Here is an 18,957-nt window from a genome sequence, read left to right as displayed (position 1 = left end):
TTGACATCCCATCCGGGAGACACCGCGGAACCGGCTTTGCCGGGCCGCAGGTGCCGCCCCCTGCAAGGGGGTGTGGGCGCGCAGCGGACGCGAAGTGCCGCGCAGCCCGGGGTCAGCCTTTCTTGGCTTCGCCGATCAGGTAGTTGGTGACCTGCAGCGCCTTGGTCATGTTGCCGGCCAGCTCGCCGTCCACGTACCAGCGCCCGTTCACGGCCAGCGCCGGCACGCCGGCCACCTTGTAGGCGTCGGTCAGCTGCGCGGCGCGCTTGGCCTTGCTGGCCACGCCGAAGGAGGTGAAGACTTCCTTGAACTTGGCGCCGTCCAGGCCGTTGGCTCCCGCCCAGGCAATGATGTTGGCGTCGCCGTTCACGTTCTGGCGCTGCTTGTGGATGGCGTCGAAGACCTTCGGCTGGAATTCGTCGACCTTGCCCATGGCTTCGAGCGCGTAGTACAGGCGCTGCTTGGCCTCGACGTCGTTGCCCACGAAAGGCACGGGCACGCGGCGGAACGCCACTTCCTTGGGGGCCGTCTTGAGCCAGGCTTCCAGCTGCGGCTCGAAGTCGTTGCAGTGCGGGCAGTTGTACGAGAAGAACTCGATCACCTCGACCTTGCCCGCCGGCGCGTCGACCGGCACGCGCTTGTCGAGCACCAGGTACTCGGTGCCGGCCTTGGGCGCGCGCGCCTGGGCGTGCGCGGTGTTGCCAGCCAGCGAAAGCAGGCCCAGCGAGGTGGCGGCCAGCGAAAAGTCACGACGTTTCATTGAAAGAGTTCTCCTGTGGGGTACGGCAGACTGAGCCGGCGCGCCGCGCGGAGTTCCCGCAAGCGGCATGCCCAGGACGATCCTGGCGGCGGCCCATGCCGCGCGGCGAAGCTTAAAGAATATCCGTGACGGCTGCCGGCAAGCTCAGCGCTGCACGCGCACGAGCGCCGATTCGAGGCCGCCGCTGTCGAGCCGCTCCTTCAGGCGATCGGCCTCGTCCTTCTTGTTGAACGGGCCCGCGCGCACCCGGTAGACGGTGCGGCCTGCCTGCTCGCGCTCGGTGACCCGGGCCTCGACGCCCATCAGCGACAGCTTGGCGCGCTGTGCCTCGGCATCGTCGGTGGTGCGGAAGGCGCCCGCCTGCACGAAGTACATGAACGGATCGGCACCCGCCGCCGCGCTGTTGCCGCCGGGCGCGGCGGAAGCCGTGGCGGTGCTGCCGCTGTTGCCGCCGGCGCGCGCGCGCGCCAGGTCGCCGAGCGGATCGTTCGATGGCGGCAGGGAATTGGCCTCGGCCGGCACCGGGGCCGGGCGCGCGGGCTTCGGAGCCACCACCACCGGCACCGGCGGAGCGGGCGGCGGCGCCGCACCCGGCGCCACGGCGGCGGTGTCGCCGCCGGCCGGTGGCGCCACCGGACCGGCCGCGGCCGGCGGTGGCTTGGGCGCACCGGCCTTGCCGGCCAGCGGTGCGTTGGGATCCCAGTCGCGGTTCTTGCGGGCTTCGGCTTCGTCCTGCTCGGCGCCGCCGCGCTGGGTCTTGGTCACGAACGGGATCGGCACCTTGGTCACGTAGACCGCGATGCCCAGCGCGACACCCAACCCCAGCACCAGGCCGACGATGAGCCCGATGACGATGTTGCCGCGTTGTCTGGTTGTCTTCTTCATGGTGAGGTTCACATCTTGCTCGGCGCACTGACGCCGAGAATCGCGAGGCCATTGTGCAGCACCTGCGCGGTGGCCGCGACGAGCGCGAGCCGCGCCAGCTTGACCGGCTCCTCGTCGACCAGGATGCGCTCCGCGTCGTAGTAGCTGTGGTAGCTGGCCGCCAGTTCGCGCAGGTAGAAGGTGACGTCGTGCGGCGCGAAATCCTTGGCCGCGGCCGTGAGCATGGCGGGGTACTTGGCCAGCAGCAGCATGAGCGCCTGCGCGGCCGGGCTTTCGAGCGGCGACAGGTCCACGTCCTTGAGGGCGGCCGCGTCGCCGCCCCAGCCCGCCAGCACCGAGCAGATGCGCGCATGAGCGTACTGCACGTAGTACACCGGGTTGTCGTTGTTCTTGGCCACGGCCAGGTCGACGTCGAAGGTGTATTCGGTGTCGGGCTTGCGGCTCAGCAGGAAGAAGCGCACGGCGTCGGTGCTGGTCCACTCGATCAGGTCGCGCAGCGTGACGTAGCTGCCCGCGCGCTTGCTGATCTTGACCTCTTCGCCGCCCTTCATGACGCGCACCATGGTGTGCAGCACGTAGTCGGGGTAGCCCTCGGGAATGCCGACCCCCGCCGCCTGCAGGCCGGCGCGCACGCGCGCAATGGTGCCGTGGTGGTCGGTGCCCTGGATGTTGACCACCTTGTGGAAGCCGCGCTCCCACTTGGCGATGTGATAGGCGACGTCGGGCACGAAGTAGGTGTACGTGCCGTCCTGCTTCTTCATCACGCGGTCCTTGTCGTCGCCGTAGTCGGTCGACCGGAGCCACAGCGCGCCGTCCTGCTCGTAGGTCTTGCCGGCGGCCACGAGCTTTTGCACCGCGGCCTCGACACGGCCGCTGGTGTAGAGGCTCGATTCGAGGTAGTAGTTGTCGAAGCGCACGCGGAAGGCCTGCAGGTCCAGGTCCTGCTCGCGGCGCAGGTAGGCGACCGCGAATTCGCGGATGGAGTCGAGGTCGTCGATGTTGCCGCTGGCGGTGTATTCGCGGTCGTCCGACCTGACGGTCTTCTTCGCCTTGAAGTCTTCGGCGATGTCGGCGATGTAGTCGCCGTTGTAGGCGGGCGCCTTCTCGCCGCTCGGCCATTCGGGGTCGCCGGGCTTGAAGCCGCGGGCGCGCAGTTGGGTGCTGTGGGCCAGCGTCTGGATCTGCACGCCGGCGTCGTTGTAGTAGAACTCGCGCCAGACGGTGTCGCCCTGGGAGGCGCGCAGGTTGCAGATGGCGTCGCCGAGCGCGGCCTGGCGGCCGTGGCCGACGTGCAGCGGCCCGGTCGGGTTGGCCGAGACGAACTCGACCAGCACCTTTTCGCCGGTGGCGGGCTGCCGGCCGAAGGCATCGGCCGCATTCAGCACTTCGCGCACGATCTGCTGCTTGGCTGCGGTCTTCAGGCGGATGTTGAGGAAACCGGGGCCGGCGACCTCGATGGCTTCGACCCACTGGCCGAAAACCGGGGTGGCGAGCAGCGCGGCACTGAGCTCCTCGGCCAGTTCGCGCGGCTTGCGCCCGAGCGGCTTGGCGAGTTGCATGGCGGCCGTGCTGGCGAAATCGCCGTGGGCAGCCACCTTGGGCGACTCGAACGCGGCTTTGGAGCCAGCGCCGGGCGAGAGGGATTCGAGCGTGTTCGCGAGCGCCGCGAGCAGCTCCTGTTTGACCAATAGCATCTGCGAATTTTACCGGGGGCAAACCCGGGCGCCGTTGACCATCGTCATCCGATTGCCGCCTTCGGCCGTTAGAAGCCTCGGCCCCGGGGCGGGGCACCTGTCACAACCCACCTTGCAAGGACATATCACCATGAAGAAGTTCCTTTCCCTGGTCGCCCTGGGCGCCTGTCTCTCCTTCGGCGCCGCGCAGGCACAAGACAAGGCCCCGGCCAAGGCTCCAGCACCTGTCACCGCTCCCGCGGCCACGCCCGCTACGCCTGCCACCCCCGCCGCTCCTGCGGCGGCCACCCCCGCGGCGCCCGCCACCGCAGCAGCCCCCGCCGCCGGCGCAAGCTGCGAATCCAAGGCCATCGACAAGAACGGCAAGCCGCTGGCCGGCGCCGCCAAGGGCAGCTTCATCAAGAAGTGCGAAAAAGACGCCAAGGCCGCCGCAGCACCTGCTTGCGCAGCCAAGGCCGTCGACAAGAACGGCAAGCCGCTGGCCGGCGCCGCCAAGAGCAGCTTCATGAAGAAGTGCGAAAAGGACGCCAAGGCCTGAAGCAGCACTGCGCTCCAGCCTGCGCAAACAGGGCCCGCCGCGTGCGGGCCTTTTTCATGGCCGCGAGGCCGGCTACTTCAGCACGCTCAGCAGGTTGTTGAAGTCGTCGGTCCAGGGGCGGACGCCCGCGCGCAGCACGATCGGCGAGGCCGCGGCGCGCACCGGCTCGCGCGCCAGCACGGCCGGATCGCGCGCCACCAGCACCCAGTCGGTCGGATTGAGCCACCTCGAGGCTTCGGCGTCGTCGCTCACGAGCACGGCATGCAGGCCCTTCAGCCCGGCAATCCGCGCGACCACCGGTGCCAGTTCGAGGAAACGGTTGGTCACATGGAAGGCCACGATGCCATCGGGCTTCATGTGCCGCAGGTAGACGTCCATGGCCTGCGCCGTGAGCAGGTGGGCCGGCACCGCATCGCCCGAGAAAGCGTCCACCGCGAGCAGGTCGAAGCCCTGCGGCGGCTCGCGCTCCAGCGCCAGCCGCGCGTCGCCGAGCACGCGCTCGATGCGCGCGGGGCTGTCGCGCAGGAAGCTGAATTCGCTGTCCGCCAGCTCGAACACCTGCGGGTTGATCTCGTAGATGCGGTAGGCGTCGCCGCTGCGGCCGTAGCTTGCGAGCGTGCCGGCGCCCAGGCCGATCAGCCCCACGCGGCGCGGTCCGGCCGGCGCGGCGGCCATCGCACGCCCGATGCCCGAGGTGGCGCCGTAGTAGGTGGTGGGCTCGCGCCGGCGGGCGGGATCGAGGAACTGCTCGCCATGCTTGATGGAGCCGTGCGACAGCACCCGCACGCTGTCCGAGGGATGGAGGCGCCGCACGTCGAAGGTGATCAGCGCGCCGTGGAAATTGCGCAGCAGGTGGCGCGCGTCCGACCTGTCGCTCGCGATCTGCGCCATCAGGAAGTACGCGCAGCCGGCCGCCAATGCCACGCCGGAAACCCGCAGCCAGATCCGCTGGCGCAGAACGGCGGCTGCGGCGAGCGCCGTCAGCACCAGGCCGATGCCCAGCTCGTAATACGCCGGCAGCACATGCGGCGCCACCAGCCCGACCGTGGCGCCGCCCAGCGCGCCGCCGAGCGCGAGCATCAGGTAGAAGCGCGTGAGATAGCGCGGCGCCGGCCGCAGCCTGGCGGTTTCACCGTGCAGGAACATGCACAGCACGAACAGGCCGCCGACATAGATCGGCAGCCCCGTGCGCACGTCCGAGCCGACGTGGTGCTGCAGCCCGAAGGCGCACAGCAGCAGCACGCCCGCCGCCAGCGGCAGGAAGACGCCGCGCCGGTACCAGCGGTCGCTTTCGAAGCACAGCACGAAGGTGAACAGGTACAGCGACAGCGGCACGATCCAGAGAAACGGAACCGCGGCGACGTTCTGGGTGATGTGGTTGGTCACGGCCAGCAACAGCCACGAGGCCAGTGCCGGCAGCACCAGCCAGAGCAGGCCATCGGACCAGCGCGGCGGCTTGTCGCTGCCGTCGGCGGCCGCGCCCAGGCCGGGCGCCGCGGCAACCGGCACGGCCGCGGGCCAGCGGCAGGCCACGAGCAAGGTCGTGCCGGCGCAAAGCCCCACGAACAGGCCATATCCCCATGACCATCCCGTCGCCTGCTGCAGCAGCGAGCTGCGCGGCTCGATCAGCACCGGATAGCTCAGCAGCGACAGCAGCGATGCCAGGTTGGAGAGCGAGAAATAGCGGTACACCCGCGCGCTCCAGGGCGTGCGCGCCACCCACGACTGCACCAGCGGGCCGGTGGTCGACAGAAGAAAGTACGGAAGGCCGATGGTCGCGAGCAGCAGCCCGAGGATCAGCCACGCCGGGTCTTCGGCGCCCATGGGCTTCCAGCGCGCAGCCACCACGAGCGGAAGGAACGCCAGGCTCGCCAGCAGCAGCCCCACGTGCAGCGCGGCCTGCGCGCGTACGCGAAGGCGGCGCGTGACCCAGTCGGAGTACGCATAGCCGGCGAGCAGCACGGCCTGGAAGAACACCATGCAGGTCGACCAGACGGCGGCCGAACCGCCGAACCAGGGCAGGATCTGCTTGGCGATCAGCGGCTGCACCAGGAACAGCAGGAACGCGCTGCTGAAGATGGTGCCGGCAAACAGGAGCTGGATGCCGGCGCGTTCCATGCGCCTACTTGCCGAAGCCGCGCGCGAGGAACACGGCGACCAGCGGAATCAGCGCGATCAGGTGGGCCTGCACCATCACCAGCCTGCGCGTCTTGCGGATGTCGGCTTCCGCCGGCAGCGTGCCGTTGGCGCGCAGCGCCTTGCGCCAGCGGAAGTAGGTGAGCGTCGGAAAGATCGAGAGCACGCCGACGATGATGAACAAGCCGAGCTTCACATGCAACAGCGGGTTGGTCCAATACCACGCCGTGCCCTTCACGCCCCACACCGTGCGCGCGATGCCGGTGGCCAGCACAGCGATGGCGGCGATGCCGTAGACCATGTCGACCTTGGCGAGCCGTTCCACCACGGCGGCATTGAGCCACTGCACGCGGCACAGGGCCGCTTCGCTCGAGATGAAGACGACCATCGTGAGGATGGCCAGCAGATGCAGGTAGGCGAGGATGGCTTCGAGGGTCATCGATGGCTTTCTTCTTCAATGAGTTGCAAATGCTTGCAGATTGTGCCGCCGCTCGCGCGCTTTACCCCCTGCCGCCCCAGAATTCAGGCCGCCCATACTGCTCCTTGAGGAAATCAAGCCACAGCCGCACCCTCAGCGGCAGGTGCTTGGTGCCCGCGAAGACCGCGTAGATGCCATTGGGCGGCGCGGCGAATTCGTCCAGCAGCGGCACCAGCAGGCCGGCATCGATCTCGGCCTCCACTTCCCAGGTGCTGCGCCACGCGATGCCGTGGCCGGCCAGGCACCAGTCGTGCAGCACCTGGCCGTCGGAACAATCGAGCGGGCCTTCGGGCCGCAGGTAGATCAGCTCTTCGCCGCCCTCCTCGCCGGCGCCGGCCGGGGCGCGCTCCTGTTCCTGGCTTTGAGCGGCGCGCGGAACGCCCGCACCCGTCAGGGTGCGCTCCTGATCCCGCCCCTGGGCTGTGCGCGGAACGCCCGCACCCGCGAGGGTGCGTCCCTGATCCCGCCCCTGGGCGGTCCGCGGAACGCGGAACGCCCAGCCGCGCGTCTGCGAAGCATCGCTCGACAGCGTGAGGCAGGCGAAGCGCGACAGCTCGTTCGGATGCCGCGGCATGCCGTGGCGGCGCACGAACTCCGGCGTGGCGACGCAGCGGCGGCGGTTGTCGGCCAGCCGCACGCTGACCAGCGACGAGTCGGGCATGTCGCCCACGCGCACCGCGCAGTCGAAGCTCTCGCCGCGCACGTCGACCACGCGGTCGCTGAGGTTCAGCGAGATCGTGACCTCCGGGTGCAGCGCATGGAAGCGCGGCACCAGCGGCGCCACGTGGCGGCGGCCGAAGCCGGCCGGTGCCGTCACGCGCAGATGGCCGCTGGCCTTGACGCCGCCCGCGCTCACGCTCGCCTCGGCATTGGCGAATTCGGTCAGCAGGCGCTGGCAGTCTTCGAGAAAGGCGCTGCCTTCGTGCGTGAGCGTGATGCGCCGCGTGGTGCGCACCAGGAGCTTGACGCCCAGCCGCGCCTCGAGCGCATCGAGCCGCCGCCCCATGATCGCGGGCGCCACGCCCTCGGCCTTGGCCGCGGCCGTGAGGCCGCCGCGGGTCGCCACGGAGACGAAGGATTCGAGTTGCTTCAGGCGGTCCATGGCGCCCGAACTATATCGCCAGGGTTTTGCCCGGGCTCATCCGGTGATGCCGGCCTGGCGCGCCTCGAAGGCGGCGATCTCCTCCTCGCTGTAGCCCACTTCCCTCAGCAGCTCGCCGGTGTGCTCGCCGATGCGCGGCGGCTGCAGGCGGATGCCGGGCCTTTCGCCGTCGAGCGTGAAGGGCATCAGCGGCACCTTGGCCATGTGGCCGTCGTTCATGCGCACCGGTGCAAGGCCGCCGGTGGCGTTGAGGTGCGGGTCGTCGAACAGCGCCTGCGGCTTGGTGATGGGCGCGAAGGGCAGCTCGTTCTGCTCGAACACCGCGCTGAGTTCGGCGGCGCTGTAGCCCGCCAGGTGCGAGCGCAGGATCGGCATCATCCAGTCGCGCGCGAGCACGCGGTCGTTGTTGGTCGCGAGGCGCGGATCGGCCAGCATCTCCTCCAGGCCGAAGGCCTTGCAGAAGATCGCCCACTGCTTGTCGCTCACCGCCGCGAGGAAGATCTGCTCGCCGTCCTTCACGGTGAACACGTCGTACACGGCCCAGGCCGAGATGCGGCTGGGCATCGGGTCGGCCGCCTTGCCGGTGGCGGCGAACTGCATCATGTGCTGCGCGACCAGGAACACGTTGTTCTCGAACAGCGCGGACTGCACCTCGCAGCCCTTGCCCGTGAGTTCGCGCTGGCGCAGCGCGGCCATCGCGCCGATGGCGCCGAACATGCCGCCCATGATGTCGTTCACGCTGGTGCCCGCGCGCAGCGGGTCGCCCGCGCGGCCGGTCATGTAGGCGAGGCCGCCCATCATCTGCACCACTTCGTCGAGCGCGGTGCGGTGATCGTAGGGGCCGGGCAGAAAGCCCTTGTGACTCACGTAGATGAGGCGCGGGTTGAGCTGCTTCAGGCTGTCGTAGTCGAGCCCCAGCTTCTTCATGGTGCCGGGCTTGAAGTTCTCGCTCACGATGTCGGCCGTGGCGACGAGGCGCAGCGCGGCCTCCACGCCTTCGGGCGTCTTGAGGTCGAGCGCGATGCTCTTCTTGTTGCGGTTGAAGGTCGGGAAGAAGCCCGAGCCCGAGCCGAGCAGGCGGCGCGTGCTGTCGCCCTCGATGGGCTCGACCTTGATGACCTCCGCGCCGAGGTCGGCCAGCAGCAGGCCGCAGGTGGGGCCCATCACCATGTGGGTGAACTCGACGACGCGGACGCCGGCGTACGGCAGGGGCTGGGATTCAGGCATGTGCGGTGGTTTCCTGTTGGACGAAGCCCTTGGGCAGGCCGGCCTCGGGCGTCATGCCGTAGACCGGTTCGCCGGGCAGGCCGGCCATGAGCGGCGCGCGCGCCGCAATGAGTTTTTGAATATCAATGCCGGTGCGCACGCCCATGGCCTCGAACATGAAGACGAGGTCCTCGGTGACGGCATTGCCCGAGGCGCCGGGCGCATAGGGACAGCCGCCGAGGCCGCCGAGCGAGGCGTCGAAGGTGCGCACGCCCTCGTCCCAGGCCGCGAGGCAGTTCGCGATGCCGAGGCCGCGCGTGTTGTGCATGTGGGCGGCGCCGGCGTGCGCGCCGAGCTCGGCGCGCAGGCGCCGGAAGAGCCGGCGCACCTGCGCCGGGTTGGCGTAGCCGACGGTGTCCGAGAGGCCCGCTTCTTCCGCGCCGGCCTCGATGCACTGCGCCGCGAGGCGGATCACGTCGTCCTCCGGCACCAGCCCCTGCAGCGTGCAGCCGAAGGCGGTGGAGATGCCGGCCTCGAGCCTCACATGCGGCGCGATCGCGCGGCGCAGCTCGGAGATGGCGCGCACTTCTTCCACCATTTCCGTCGGCGTCTTGCGCACGTTGGCGAGCGAGTGCGCCACGCTGGCCGAGACCGGCATGGTGAGCTTGTGCACGCCCGCTTCGAGCGCGGCCTGCGCGCCCTTGCGGTTGGGCACCAGCGCCATCACGGTGAGGCCGGGCAAGGTGACGGCATGGCGCACCACCTCGGCGGCGTCGGCCATCTGCGGCAGCAATTTGGCGGGCACGAAGGAGGCGACCTCGATCTCGCGCACGCCGGCCGCGTGGAGCGCATCGATCCAGCGCAGCTTGTCGGCGGTCGGCATCGTGGCCTTGACCGACTGCAGGCCGTCGCGCGGGCCGACCTCGCTGATGAGGACATCGGGGGGTGTCATTGGCTTCATCTCCGTTGAGCGGTCGCGGCATCGACCGCTTGACAGTTCTATCTTGCAGAACTAAATTCTGTGAAACAGAATTAAACTGCCGATCGACTTTCACTGTCAAGCCCGCCCATGCCTCGCAAAGCCCGAACCGAATCGGTTCCAGACCTCAACGCCGCGCCCGGCGGCGCCGCGGCCGTCGACCGCGCCCTGAGCCTGCTCTCGGCGTTCCGGCCCGGCGACGAGGCGCTCACGCTCGCGCAATTCGCCGAGCGCACGCAGCTCTACAAGAGCACGGTGCTGCGGCTCCTGGCCTCGCTCGAACATGCGCGGCTGATCCGCCGGCAGGACGATGGCCGCTATGCACTGGGCGCGGAGATCGCGCGGCTGCACGGCCTCTATGCGGCGTCGCTGTCGCTCGAACGCATCGTGCTGCCGGTGCTGCGCGCGCTGGCGGCAACCACGGGCGAGAGCGCGGCCTACCACGTGCGGCAGGACCAGGGCGACAGCTGGGTGCGGCTGTGCCAGTTCCGGGTCGATTCGTCGCATGTGGTGCGCGACCACGTGCGCGCGGGCGACCTGCTGCCCAACGACCGCGGCGCGGGCGCGCGCGTGCTGATCGCCTTCGGCCCCGAAGCCGGGCGCCCCCGCGGCGCCAAAGAGCGCAAGCTGTACGACGCGATCCGCGCCCAGGGCTACTGCGCGCTGGTGGGCGACCGCACGGCCGAGCTGGCCGGCATCTCGGCACCGGTGTTCCATGCCGACGGCAGCCTCGCCGCGGCCGTCACGCTGACGATGCCGGCGCACCGCTACGACGCGCGCCACATCGAGCCGGTGCGCACCGCCGCCCGCGAGCTCAGCGGAATCCTCTGACAAACAAAGGGGAAAAACGCAGCCGCACTGCGATTACCTTCATTTTTGTCACTGATAAATCCCGATCCTGGTTATTACTGATCAGCAAAGTATCGAATAAAGTCCAAGCCATGGATCAACCCGGCGCAGTGCTCTTCGATGCCTACGGCACGCTGTTCGACGTCTACAGCGTCGCGCAGGCGGCCGAGCGGCTGTTCGCCGGCCAGGGGCAGGCGCTGGCCGCGGGCTGGCGCGACAAGCAGATCGAATACACGCGCCTCGTCACCACCAGCAACCATGGCGCGCACTACCGGCCCTTCGGCGAACTCACGCGCGCCGCGCTGCGCTACACCTGCAAGCGGCTGGGCCTCGGCCTCACGGAAGCCGCCGAGCAGCAGCTCATGGACCAGTACCGCACGCTCACGGCTTTTCCCGAATGCCGCGAAGTGCTGCAGGCACTCAAGGACCGCGGCGTGGCCACCGGCATCCTCTCGAACGGCGACCCCGGCATGCTCGATGCCGCCGTGCGCAGCGCCGGGCTCGACGGCTTGCTGGACCACGTGCTGAGCGTCGACGGCATCCGCAAGTACAAGACGCATCCCGATGCCTACCAGCTGGGCGTCGCCGCCACCGGCCTGCCGCCCGGGCGCATCGCCTTCGTCAGCTGCAACGGCTGGGACGCACTCGGCGCCACCTGGTTCGGCTTTCGCACGCTCTGGGTCAACCGCTACCAGCTCCCGTTCGAAGAACTCGGCACGCAGCCCGAACGCATCGGCAGCAGCCTGCGCGACGTGCTCGGGTTCTTCTGACAGACACCGCCCCTCGATTCATTCAGCATTGCACCGTTCTCAAGGAGAGAAAAACATGACCGCCCGCACCACCACCCATGGCCTCCAGGTTGCGACCGAGCTCCACCGCTTCATCGAGGACAAGGTCCTGCCCGCCAGCGGCGTGGCCAGCGAGGTTTTCTGGAAAGGCTTCGACGCCATCGTCCATGACCTCGCGCCGAAGAACATCGCGCTGCTGGCCGAGCGCGACCGCCTGCAGAGCGAGCTCGACGCCTGGCACAAGAAGAACCCTGGTCCCATCACCGACATGCCGGCCTACCGCGCCTTCCTCGAGAAGATCGGCTATCTGCTGCCGCAGCCCCAGGGCGTGAAGGCCACCACCGCGAACGTCGATTCCGAGCTCGCGCTGCAGGCCGGCCCGCAGCTGGTGGTGCCGATCCTCAACGCCCGCTACGCGCTCAACGCCGCCAACGCGCGCTGGGGTTCGCTGTACGACGCGCTCTACGGCACCGACGCCATTCCCGAAACCGGTGGCGCCGAAAAAGGCAAGGGCTACAACCCCGTGCGCGGCACCAAGGTGATCGAATACGCGCGCAACGTGCTCGACCAGGCCGCACCGCTGGAAAACGGCTCGCACAAGATGGCGACCGGCTACAGCGTGAAGGACGGCAAGCTGGTCGTCGCGCTGCAAAGCAGCAGCACCGGCCTGGCCGACCCCGCGCAGTTCGTCGGCTACCAGGGCGATGCGGCTGCGCCGTCGTCGGTGCTGCTCAGGCACAACGGCATCCACCTCGACATCCGCATCGACCGCAGCACGCCCATCGGCAAGGGCGACGCGGCCGGCGTGAGCGACCTGGTGCTCGAAGCCGCGCTCTCGACCATCCTCGACCTCGAGGACTCGGTGGCCGTGGTGGATGCGGCCGACAAGGTGGTCGCGTACTCGAACTGGCTCGGCATCGTGCAGGGCACGCTGACGGAAGAAGTCGCCAAGGGCGGCAAGACCTTCACGCGCGGCCTCAACCCCGACCGCGAATACACCGGCGCCGACGGAAAGCCCGTGAAGCTGCACGGCCGCTCGCTCATGTTCCTGCGCAACGTGGGCCACCTGATGACCAACCCGGCCGTGCTGTACGCGGGCGGCAAGGAGATCCCCGAAGGCATCCTCGATGCCGTGGTCACCACCACCATTGCGATGATCGACCTCAAGCGCAAGGGCAACTCGCGCACCGGCAGCATCTACATCGTCAAGCCCAAGATGCACGGCCCGGCCGAAGTGGCCTTTGCGAGCGAGCTGTTCGGCCGCGTCGAGCAGCTGCTCGGCCTGCCCGCCAACACCGTGAAGCTCGGCATCATGGACGAGGAGCGCCGCACCAGCGTGAATCTCAAGGCCTGCATCGCCGAGGCCGCCGCGCGCGTGGCCTTCATCAACACCGGTTTTCTCGACCGCACCGGCGACGAGATGCACACCGCCATGCACGGCGGCCCGATGATCCGCAAGGGCGACATGAAGTCCAGCGCGTGGATCGGCGCCTACGAGAAGAACAACGTGCTGGTCGGCCTCTCGTGCGGCCTGCGCGGCAAGGCGCAGATCGGCAAGGGCATGTGGGCCATGCCCGACCTGATGGCCGCCATGCTCGAGCAGAAGATCGGCCACCCCAAGGCCGGCGCCAACACCGCCTGGGTGCCCTCGCCCACCGCCGCCACGCTGCATGCGCTGCACTACCACCAGATCAGCGTCACGTCCGTGCAGCAGGAGCTCGAGAAGATCGATGCCGACGCGGAGCGCGACAACATCCTCGATGCGCTGCTGCAGGTGCCCATTGCGCCCGCGGCCAACTGGACCGAGGCCGAGAAGCAGCAGGAGATCGACAACAACGTGCAGGGCATCCTCGGCTACGTGGTGCGCTGGATCGACCAGGGCGTGGGCTGCTCCAAGGTGCCCGACATCCACAACGTGGGCCTGATGGAAGACCGCGCCACGCTGCGCATCTCGAGCCAGCACATCGCCAACTGGCTGCTGCACGGCGTGGTCACGAAGGAACAGGTCGACCAGACCTTCCAGCGCATGGCCAAGGTGGTCGACGAGCAGAACGCGGGTGATCCGGTGTACCAGCCGATGGCCGGCAACTTCGCAACCTCGGCCGCGTACAAGGCGGCGCAGGACCTGGTGTTCAAGGGCATCGAGCAGCCCAGCGGCTACACCGAGCCGCTGCTGCATGCGTGGCGGCTGAAGGTGAAGGGCGAGGCCTGACCGCGGCCGTGCATCGGCTCTTGAAAACGACGGCGCCCGAGGCGCCGTTTTTTTCTTTGGCATGCCGTTAGGATCCGTGCTGCCTCCGTCTCCAGCGCTGCGCCTCTCCCATGACCCTCTCCCCCGCTTCGACACGTTCGGCCACATCGATGCTGATCGTGCTGGCCTCCGCTTTCGCGCTGAGCCAGGCCTTTCGCACCGTCGGCGCGATGATGGCCACGCCGCTCGCACAGCATTTCGGCCTCACGGCCCAGGCGCTGGGCTTGTGGGCCGGCACCTTCCATTTCATGTTCGGCGCGACGCAGCTCGCGATGGGTGTGTCGATCGACATCTACGGCGTGCGGCGCACGGTGCTCACGGCCTTTCCGCTTGCCATTGCGGGCGCGGTGCTGTGCGCAGCGGCGCCCAGCTTCCACGCGCTGCTGCTCGGGCAGGCCATGATCGGCGTCGGCTGCGCGCCGGCCTTTCTCGCCTGCACCGTGTTCATCGCACGGCACTTCGAGGCCGCGCGCTTCACGGCCATGTCGGGCCTCGTGATGAGCATGGCGGGGCTCGGCATCCTGTTCACCGGCACGCCGCTCGCGCTGCTGATCGAAGCCGCGAGCTGGCGCGCGGGCTACGCCTGCCTCGCGGGCTTCGCGGTGCTGTCGTGGGGCTTCGTGTTCTGGCGCGTGCACGAGCCGCCGCGCGCGGCGCCGCACGAACGCCAGACGCTCGCCAAGGCCGTGCGCGAACTGCTGCCGCTCTTTGCCATGCCGCACACGCTGGGCCTGCTGTGCTTTGCCTGCGTGTCGTATGCCGCGTTCATCACCCTGCGCGGCCTCTGGCTCGGCCCCGTGCTGCACGACCGCCACGGGCTGTCGCTGGTCAGCAGCGGCAACGTGGCGCTGGTGATGACCATCGCGGGCATGATCAGCCCCGCGATGTTCGGCCGCCTGGACCCGGGCGGCGCGCGGCGCGGCCGCTGGCTCATGGGCTGCGCGTTCGCGGCCGCGGTGATGTTCGCGTTGATGGCGCTCACGCATTCGCTCGCCGTCGACATCGGCCTGCCGATCCTCTACGGCCTGCTCTCGGGCTATTCGGTGCTGCAGTATTCGTACACGCGCGCCGCCTATCCGGCGGCCATGACGGGACGCGCGCTGTCGCTGCTCAACATGGCGATGTTCCTCGGCGTGTCGCTGATGCAGTGGACCACGGGCGTGGCCGCATCGTGGGCCGCGTCGAACGGCGTGGAGCCGTTCCGCGCGGTGTTCCTCACGATCACGGCCATGCTGGCGGTGGGCACGCTGGCGTTCCTGTTGCTGCCGCGTGCACACGAAGGCACGAGCCTCGCATCCGCGCGGCCCTGAGCATGTCTTCGCGCCTCGTCAGCCCTCCCGCGCCAAGCCGCGCGCGGCCTTCTGCAACGCGACCTTCTGCGCGCGCCGCTCCGCGCGGTGCGTGCGCAGATGGCGCCCCGCCTTCTGATTGGATTCGCCTCGCGCGATGGCGGCCACCACGGGATTGCGAGGTGCCGCGTTCGGCACCGAAAAATAGAACCGGCCCAGACGCTTGTCGTCGTCGCGGGCCTTTCGTTGAGCACTCATGTGCGCACACTCCAAAAATGCAAAAGCCCCGGCGAATGGCTGCGCGGGGCCTTTGTCGATGGGCCTCGGCGGATGCGTGGATGCACATCCGGCCGGGGCGGTCGGTGTGCGGGTCAGGTGTTCAGGAAACGGTTCATTGAGTGGTTGTGTCGCCCGGGAGGTTGGTCGTCGCCAGGCGCGGATAAAAAACTGTTGCTGAAAAACGAAGGGCGGATTCTTGCGAGCACGCACGCTGTGTGCAAGCGCGGCGCGTGCGCCTGTGGCGCAGAGCCCACGCCTCGCTTCGCGCAAATCCTTCAGCTCCGCTGCGCCGCCTCGGCTTCGTCGCGCAGCCATTGCGCGAATTCCTGTGCGTCGCGATTGCCGGCGGCACGGCGCGAGGCCTCGATGAAATAGCCGCGATGCGAGGCCGCGCCCTCGCCGAGCGGGGCCACGAGGCGGCCGTCGCGCACCAGTTCGCGCAGCAGCGGCAGCCGGCCGATCACCACGCCCTGCCCCGCCACCGCGGCGGCCACCGCATCGGCGTACTGGGTGAAGCGCAGCGTGCTCTTCATGCGCAGGTCATCGAGCCCCATCACCTTGAGCCAGGGTTCCCAATCGGCTGTGGGGGCCTCGCTGTGGTCCGGGTACTCCACCGTCAGCAGCGTGAGGTTCGCGAAATCCGAGGGCGTGCGCAGGGAGGCCGCGAGCTGCGGCGAGCACAGCGGGATCACCGATTCCTCGAACAGCGCCGGGCCGACGCCGCGGCCGATCGGCGCAAAGCGCACCGCCAGGTCGAGCCGGCTGCTCTCCAGGTCCAGCACGTCGAGCGTGGCCGACACGCGCACGTCGACCTGGGGATGGCTGCCGGTGAAGCGCGCCAGCTTCGGAATGAGCCAGAGCGACGCGAAACCCGGCGTGGTGGTGATCGCCACCTGGCGCGGCGCTGAGCTGGCACGCACCCGGGCCGTGGCGTCGCGCAAGCGCTCCAGGCTGTCGGTCACGGCCCGCTGCATCACGCCGCCCGCCTCGGTGAGCGCCAGCGCGCGGTGCCGGCGCTCGAACAGCAGCACGCCCAGGCTGGCTTCGAGCTGCTGGATCTGCCGGCTCACGGCCGACTGGGTCAGGTGCAGTTCGCCGGCCGCGAGCGTGAAGCTCAGCCGGCGCGCCGCGGCCTCGAAACTGCGCAGCAGCTCGAGCGGCGGCAGTTCGCCCACGGAGGCTTTCGCATTCTCTGGATGCATGCAACGAGTTCCAAATGACCGCGTGTAAGAGCGGAGTCAACTCACTATATTCATTCGTATCACGAATGCAATGGAGCTTGCCATGAGCACCCAGCCTCTTTCTTCCCGCTTTCAAGTCAGCCTGCCGACCCGTTCCATCTTTGCCGTGCCCGATGGCGCCGGCGTGGGCATCGAATGCCGCAGCGGCTCGGTCTGGGTGACGCTCGACCGCGACCCGCGCGACATCGTGCTTGCGCCGGGCGAACGCTTCGAGAGCACCGAACACCGGCGCGTGCTGGTCTCGGCGCTGGAGGCCTCGTGCATCACGGTCTCGGACGCGCAGCCCGCAGCCATGCCGCTGCCCGCGCCGGCGCGGCGCCGGTCGCCTTGGCGACTGCTGCCGCTCGGGTTGTCCCCGGCTTGACCTGAGCGGCCCCGGCATCGAACCTCGATGCCATGGACCTCCCAAGCACCGAACGCCGCCGCCGTGACGGGCGGCTTTTTTGCGTCGGGTGCCGCATGGTCCGCGCTGTTTTCTTTTCAAGAGGGACATGACCATGGCAGAGGCATACATCGTCGCCGCCGCGCGTACGGCCGGCGGCCGGCGCGGCGGCAAGCTCGCGGGCTGGCATCCGGCCGACCTGGCGGCGCAGGTGATCGACGCATTGGTGGCGAAGAGCGGCATCGACCCGGCCGCGGTGGAGGACGTGATCCTCGGCTGCGTGAGCCAGGTGGGCGAGCAGGCGACCAACGTCGCGCGCAATGCGGTGCTGGCATCGAAGCTGCCCGAATCGGTGCCGGGCACCTCGGTCGACCGGCAGTGCGGCTCGTCGCAGCAGGCGCTGCATTTCGCGGCGCAGGCCGTGATGTCGGGCGCCATGGATGCGGTGATTGCAGGCGGCGTCGAGAGCATGACGCGCGTGCCGATGTTCACGCCCAACGCGCTGCCGGCCAAGGCGGGCCTGGGCACCTACATGAGCCCGGCCATGAAGAGGCGCTACCCCGGCGTGGAGTTCAGCCAGTTCGCCGGCGCCGAGATGATCGCGGCCAACTACGGCATCGACAAGGATGCGCTCGACCGCTATGCGCTCGAAAGCCACCGCCGAGCCATGGCCGCCACGCGCGCGTGCGCGTTCGACGACGAGATCGTGCCCATCGAGATCCTGCAGGCCGACGGCCGCGGCACGGGCGAGCAGCACACGGTGGACGAAGGCATCCGCTTCGATGCCACGCTCGAAGGCATCGCGGGCGTCAAGCTGATTGCCGAGGGCGGCCGCTGCACCGCCGCCACCGCGAGCCAGATCTGCGACGGCGCGAGCGGCGTGCTGGTGGTGAACGAACGCGGCCTCAAGGCGCTGGGCGTGAAGCCGCTCGCGCGCATCCACCACATGAGCGTGATGGGGCACGACCCGGTGATCATGCTGGAAGCGCCGCTGCCCGCCACGCTGAGCGCGCTCAAGAAGGCCGGCATGCGCATCCAGGACATCGACCTCTATGAAGTGAACGAAGCCTTCGCGCCCGTGCCCATCGCCTGGCTGGAGGCGCTGGACGCCGACCCGGCGCGGCTCAACGTGAACGGCGGCGCCATTGCGCTCGGCCATCCGCTGGGCGCCTCGGGCACCAAGCTCATGGCCACGCTGGTCCACGCGCTGGGCCGGCGCGGCAAGCGCTACGGCCTGCAGACGATGTGCGAAGGCGGCGGCATGGCCAACGTCACCATCGTGGAGAGGCTCTGATGACCGCACAGCAGCCCTATGTGCTTTACGAGCTGGCGGGCGGCATTGCCACGCTCACGCTGAACCTGCCGGCCAAGCTGAACCCGATTGCGCGCGAACTGCAGGTCGAACTGCGCGACACGCTGGAGCGCATCCGCGGCGACCGCGCGGTGCGCGCCGTGATCCTGACCGGCGCCGGCAAGGCCTTTTGCGTGGGCGCGGACCTCAGCGCCATGGCACCCGGCGAAGAAGGCAAGTCGCTCGGCGCGCAAACCGCGGAGTGGATGCAGTCGCTCAGCAACCCGCTGATCGAGACGCTGCGCACGCTGCCCGTGCCGGTGGTGGCAGCCGTCAACGGCGCCGCAGCCGGTGCCGGCGTGGGCCTGGCACTGGCGGCCGACGTGACGATTGCGGCGCGCAGCGCCTACTTCTACTTGCCCTTCCTGCCCAAGCTCGGCATCGTGCCGGACCTGGGCTGCACCTGGGCCATTCCGCGGCGCGCCGGCAGGGCGCGTGCGATGGGCATGGCGCTGCTCGACGAGCGCCTGAGTGCCGCTCGCGCCGTGCAATGGGGCCTGATCTGGGCCTGCGCCGACGACGAGCAACTGCTCGACGAAGCGCGCGCGATTGCGCAGCGGCTCGCCCGCCTGCCGGCGCATGCGGTGGTCGAGGCACGCGAGGCCTTCGAGGTCGCCGAGCGCCACACGCTGGCCGAACAGCTGCACTACGAAAGCGAGCGCCAGCGCGAGCTGATCGACCGCCCCAGCTTCCGCGAAGGCGTGAGCGCCTTCCTGCAGAAGCGCCCTCCAACCTTCCCCGGGCGCTGA

Annotated in this window: 18 protein-coding genes; 8 read left to right on the top strand and 10 right to left on the bottom strand. The window is 69.2% G+C overall.

The window, feature by feature from the left end; all coding sequences use genetic code 11:
• Positions 1 to 112: 112 nt before the first annotated feature.
• The 3 genes from ACAM54_RS02560 to argS form a co-directional block, all read right to left on the bottom strand.
• Complete coding sequence (locus tag ACAM54_RS02560; protein WP_145742546.1) at positions 113 to 760, bottom strand: thiol:disulfide interchange protein DsbA/DsbL; 648 nt, start codon at positions 758 to 760, stop codon at positions 113 to 115.
• A gap of 144 nt (positions 761 to 904) precedes the next feature.
• Positions 905 to 1,645: an SPOR domain-containing protein gene (locus tag ACAM54_RS02555; protein WP_145742548.1), complete on the bottom strand. Its 741-nt coding sequence runs from the start codon at positions 1,643 to 1,645 to the stop codon at positions 905 to 907.
• A gap of 8 nt (positions 1,646 to 1,653) precedes the next feature.
• Positions 1,654 to 3,339 (bottom strand): arginine--tRNA ligase, encoded by a 1,686-nt coding sequence (gene argS / locus ACAM54_RS02550; RefSeq protein WP_192323498.1) that lies wholly within the window; start codon positions 3,337 to 3,339, stop codon positions 1,654 to 1,656.
• 130 nt (positions 3,340 to 3,469) lie between these two features.
• On the opposite strand from argS, the gene ACAM54_RS02545 reads away from it, so the two are divergent.
• Positions 3,470 to 3,877 (top strand): hypothetical protein, encoded by a 408-nt coding sequence (locus ACAM54_RS02545; RefSeq protein WP_145742551.1) that lies wholly within the window; start codon positions 3,470 to 3,472, stop codon positions 3,875 to 3,877.
• A 72-nt stretch (positions 3,878 to 3,949) separates the two neighbouring features.
• Here ACAM54_RS02545 and ACAM54_RS02540 read toward each other — a convergent pair whose 3' ends face one another.
• From ACAM54_RS02540 to ACAM54_RS02520, 5 genes are all read right to left on the bottom strand, one after another.
• Positions 3,950 to 5,995 (bottom strand): spermidine synthase, encoded by a 2,046-nt coding sequence (locus ACAM54_RS02540; protein WP_369649736.1) that lies wholly within the window; start codon positions 5,993 to 5,995, stop codon positions 3,950 to 3,952.
• Between the two features lie 4 nt (positions 5,996 to 5,999).
• Complete coding sequence (locus tag ACAM54_RS02535) at positions 6,000 to 6,452, bottom strand: DUF2214 family protein (RefSeq protein ID WP_369649735.1); 453 nt, start codon at positions 6,450 to 6,452, stop codon at positions 6,000 to 6,002.
• A 61-nt stretch (positions 6,453 to 6,513) separates the two neighbouring features.
• Positions 6,514 to 7,593 (bottom strand): LysR family transcriptional regulator, encoded by a 1,080-nt coding sequence (locus ACAM54_RS02530; RefSeq protein ID WP_369649734.1) that lies wholly within the window; start codon positions 7,591 to 7,593, stop codon positions 6,514 to 6,516.
• A 36-nt stretch (positions 7,594 to 7,629) separates the two neighbouring features.
• Positions 7,630 to 8,820: a CaiB/BaiF CoA transferase family protein gene (locus ACAM54_RS02525; protein WP_369649733.1), complete on the bottom strand. Its 1,191-nt coding sequence runs from the start codon at positions 8,818 to 8,820 to the stop codon at positions 7,630 to 7,632.
• Positions 8,813 to 9,751, bottom strand: coding sequence for a hydroxymethylglutaryl-CoA lyase (locus ACAM54_RS02520; RefSeq protein WP_369649732.1), 939 nt, complete (start codon positions 9,749 to 9,751; stop codon positions 8,813 to 8,815). Before ACAM54_RS02520 ends, ACAM54_RS02525 begins: the two co-directional genes overlap by 8 nt.
• A gap of 117 nt (positions 9,752 to 9,868) precedes the next feature.
• On the opposite strand from ACAM54_RS02520, the gene ACAM54_RS02515 reads away from it, so the two are divergent.
• The 4 genes from ACAM54_RS02515 (at position 9,869) to ACAM54_RS02500 (ending at position 14,976) form a co-directional block, all read left to right on the top strand.
• Positions 9,869 to 10,609 (top strand): IclR family transcriptional regulator, encoded by a 741-nt coding sequence (locus ACAM54_RS02515; protein WP_369649731.1) that lies wholly within the window; start codon positions 9,869 to 9,871, stop codon positions 10,607 to 10,609.
• 110 nt (positions 10,610 to 10,719) lie between these two features.
• Positions 10,720 to 11,397: a haloacid dehalogenase type II gene (locus tag ACAM54_RS02510; RefSeq protein WP_369649730.1), complete on the top strand. Its 678-nt coding sequence runs from the start codon at positions 10,720 to 10,722 to the stop codon at positions 11,395 to 11,397.
• Positions 11,398 to 11,452: 55 nt separating this feature from the next.
• The gene (locus ACAM54_RS02505) at positions 11,453 to 13,627 is read left to right on the top strand and encodes a malate synthase G (protein ID WP_369649729.1); all 2,175 of its coding nucleotides are present in this window, start codon (positions 11,453 to 11,455) and stop codon (positions 13,625 to 13,627) included.
• A gap of 110 nt (positions 13,628 to 13,737) precedes the next feature.
• Positions 13,738 to 14,976, top strand: a complete 1,239-nt coding sequence (locus ACAM54_RS02500) for a nitrate/nitrite transporter (RefSeq protein ID WP_369649728.1) — start codon at positions 13,738 to 13,740, stop codon at positions 14,974 to 14,976.
• 18 nt (positions 14,977 to 14,994) lie between these two features.
• On the opposite strand, the gene ACAM54_RS02495 is transcribed toward ACAM54_RS02500, so the two are convergent.
• Both ACAM54_RS02495 and ACAM54_RS02490 read right to left on the bottom strand, forming a co-directional pair.
• The gene (locus ACAM54_RS02495) at positions 14,995 to 15,549 is read right to left on the bottom strand and encodes a hypothetical protein (RefSeq protein ID WP_369649727.1); all 555 of its coding nucleotides are present in this window, start codon (positions 15,547 to 15,549) and stop codon (positions 14,995 to 14,997) included.
• Positions 15,510 to 16,436, bottom strand: a complete 927-nt coding sequence (locus ACAM54_RS02490) for a LysR substrate-binding domain-containing protein (RefSeq protein WP_369649726.1) — start codon at positions 16,434 to 16,436, stop codon at positions 15,510 to 15,512. The genes ACAM54_RS02495 and ACAM54_RS02490 overlap by 40 nt, the downstream gene beginning before the upstream one ends.
• Before the next feature lie 82 nt (positions 16,437 to 16,518).
• Between ACAM54_RS02490 and ACAM54_RS02485 the strand changes: the two genes are divergently transcribed.
• The 3 genes from ACAM54_RS02485 to ACAM54_RS02475 all read left to right on the top strand — a co-directional run bounded on the left by ACAM54_RS02485 (position 16,519) and on the right by ACAM54_RS02475 (position 18,957).
• Positions 16,519 to 16,839, top strand: coding sequence for a DUF2917 domain-containing protein (locus ACAM54_RS02485; protein ID WP_145742571.1), 321 nt, complete (start codon positions 16,519 to 16,521; stop codon positions 16,837 to 16,839).
• Positions 16,840 to 16,972: 133 nt separating this feature from the next.
• Positions 16,973 to 18,151: an acetyl-CoA C-acetyltransferase gene (locus ACAM54_RS02480; protein WP_369649725.1), complete on the top strand. Its 1,179-nt coding sequence runs from the start codon at positions 16,973 to 16,975 to the stop codon at positions 18,149 to 18,151.
• On the top strand, positions 18,151 to 18,957 hold the full coding sequence (locus ACAM54_RS02475; protein ID WP_369649724.1) for an enoyl-CoA hydratase-related protein: 807 nt from the start codon (positions 18,151 to 18,153) through the stop codon (positions 18,955 to 18,957). Before ACAM54_RS02480 ends, ACAM54_RS02475 begins: the two co-directional genes overlap by 1 nt.

The organism is Variovorax sp. V93 (assembly GCF_041154485.1).
Taxonomy (GTDB): Bacteria; Pseudomonadota; Gammaproteobacteria; order Burkholderiales; family Burkholderiaceae_C; genus Variovorax; species Variovorax beijingensis_A.
The sequence above is the reverse complement of the archived record's forward strand: the minus strand, read 5'-3'. Positions and strand labels throughout refer to the sequence as shown.